Source organism: Tepidicella xavieri, from assembly GCF_004363315.1.
Classification (GTDB): domain Bacteria; phylum Pseudomonadota; class Gammaproteobacteria; order Burkholderiales; family Burkholderiaceae_C; genus Tepidicella; species Tepidicella xavieri.
The window spans coordinates 28,342-30,841 of sequence record NZ_SNYL01000003.1 but is presented as its reverse complement, the minus strand read 5'-3'; the positions used below and the strand labels follow the sequence as shown (position 1 = coordinate 30,841).

Sequence of the window (2,500 nt, the reverse complement as noted above, 5' to 3'; positions counted from 1 at the left end):
CGAGCGCAACCCTTGTCATCAGTTGCTACGAAAGGGCACTCTGATGAGACTGCCGGTGACAAACCGGAGGAAGGTGGGGATGACGTCAAGTCCTCATGGCCCTTATAGGTGGGGCTACACACGTCATACAATGGCCGGTACAAAGGGCAGCCAACCCGCGAGGGGGAGCCAATCCCACAAAGCCGGTCGTAGTCCGGATTGCAGTCTGCAACTCGACTGCATGAAGTCGGAATCGCTAGTAATCGTGGATCAGCATGTCACGGTGAATACGTTCCCGGGTCTTGTACACACCGCCCGTCACACCATGGGAGTGGGTTCTGCCAGAAGTAGGTAGCCTAACCGCGAGGAGGGCGCTTACCACGGCAGGGTTCATGACTGGGGTGAAGTCGTAACAAGGTAGCCGTATCGGAAGGTGCGGCTGGATCACCTCCTTTCTGGAAAAAAGACGCCAAGCGTCTCAAACGCTCACACTTATCGGTTGTTGGAGGGATGTCGCCAGCGATTCGGGGCAGCTCTGCGGGTGGCAGGGTCCTGAGTTACTAGTGACCGGCTTGGGTCTGTAGCTCAGTTGGTTAGAGCACCGTCTTGATAAGGCGGGGGTCGTTGGTTCGAGACCAACCAGACCCACCAAATGCTTGGAGTTCCTGATCAACCCGCGCACTGGGGGATTAGCTCAGCTGGGAGAGCACCTGCTTTGCAAGCAGGGGGTCGTCGGTTCGATCCCGTCATCCTCCACCATCGCCATGGTGTCATCAATCATTCTGTCATCGATCATTCTCTGATGGGTGGTTCGATGCGGGTCGGCTCAAGGCTTGAGCGCTGTGCGCAGCGTTGAAGCGTTGACGCTGGCGTCAACCAACGAAGCGACAAGCTTCGCGGCTGTTCTTTAAAAATTCATAGAGTCGAATCAGCGTTGCCGGTGTGGCCGCTTGCGTGTGCAAGTGGATCTGTGCCGGTGACAAATTGATTGCGTCAAAGCACATTCAATGTTGAAACGAAACCGTTTCAAACGAGTTGAATACGGCGAACGCCTCAGGTGAGAAACCTGAGAAGCATTCTCTTGGCCGGATTTGGGCGCTTTCCTCGATCGAGGGAGGCATCAAAGTTATAGGGTCAAGTGAATAAGAGCATGTGGTGGATGCCTTGGCGATGATAGGCGACGAAAGACGTGATAGCCTGCGATAAGCTTCGGGGAGCTGGCAAATGAGCTGTGATCCGGAGATTTCTGAATGGGGAAACCCACCCGATGAGGGTATCGCATACTGAATCCATAGGTATGCGAGGCGAACCGAGTGAACTGAAACATCTAAGTAGCTCGAGGAAAAGACATCAACCGAGATTCCGAAAGTAGTGGCGAGCGAAATCGGAGGAGCCTGCAAGTGATAGCGCTGGACTTAGCGGAACGCTCTGGAAAGGGCGGCCATAGTGGGTGATAGCCCCGTACGCGAAAAGACCGGTGTGGTACTGAGCTTGCGAGAAGTAGGGCGGGACACGAGAAATCCTGTCTGAAGATGGGGGGACCATCCTCCAAGGCTAAATACTCATCATCGACCGATAGTGAACAAGTACCGTGAGGGAAAGGCGAAAAGAACCCCGGGAGGGGAGTGAAATAGACCCTGAAACCGCATGCTTACAAAAAGTCGGAGCCCGCAAGGGTGACGGCGTACCTTTTGTATAATGGGTCAGCGACTTACATTCAGTGGCAAGGTTAACCGAATAGGGGAGCCGCAGGGAAACCGAGTCCGAACAGGGCGAATCAGTCGCTGGGTGTAGACCCGAAACCAGGTGATCTATCCATGTCCAGGATGAAGGTGCCGTAACAGGTACTGGAGGTCCGAACCCACTGCTGTTGCAAAAGCAGGGGATGAGGTGTGGATAGGGGTGAAAGGCTAAACAAACCTGGAAATAGCTGGTTCTCTCCGAAAACTATTTAGGTAGTGCCTCAAGTATTGCCTGCGGGGGTAGAGCACTGTTTTGGCTAGGGGGTCATGGCGACTTACCAAACCAAGGCAAACTCCGAATACCGCAGAGCAGAGCTTGGGAGACAGTGCACCGGGTGCTAACGTCCGGACACGAGAGGGAAACAACCCAGACCGCCAGCTAAGGTCCCTAAAATTGGCTAAGTGGGAAACGAAGTGGGAAGGCTAAAACAGTCAGGATGTTGGCTTAGAAGCAGCCATCATTTAAAGAAAGCGTAATAGCTCACTGATCGAGTCGTCCTGCGCGGAAGATGTAACGGGGCTCAAGCCAGTTACCGAAGCTGCGGATCTGCACGCGAGTGCAGGTGGTAGGAGAGCGTTCTGTAAGCCTGTGAAGGTGGCTTGAGAAGGCTGCTGGAGGTATCAGAAGTGCGAATGCTGACATGAGTAGCGTTAAAGCGGGTGAAAAGCCCGCTCGCCGTAAGCGCAAGGTTTCCTACGCAACGTTCATCGGCGTAGGGTGAGTCGGCCCCTAAGGCGAGGCAGAGATGCGTAGCTGATGGGAAGCAGGTCAACATTCC

2 tRNA genes and 2 rRNA genes (2 of these 4 running past the window's edge) are annotated in these 2,500 nt (G+C 54.4%); all 4 read left to right on the top strand.

The annotated features are described in order from the left end of the window. A 16S ribosomal RNA gene (locus tag DFR43_RS03035) occupies positions 1-434 on the top strand; it begins 1,095 nt to the left of the window's first position. A gap of 119 nt (positions 435-553) precedes the next feature. Next, positions 554-630 (top strand) — tRNA-Ile (locus DFR43_RS03030). 32 nt (positions 631-662) lie between these two features. Further along, positions 663-738 (top strand) — tRNA-Ala (locus DFR43_RS03025). Positions 739-1,111: 373 nt separating this feature from the next. Next, positions 1,112-2,500, top strand: a 23S ribosomal RNA gene (locus tag DFR43_RS03020) (it continues 1,489 nt past the right edge of the window). Together the 16S and 23S rRNA genes with 2 tRNA genes alongside form the textbook arrangement of a ribosomal RNA operon.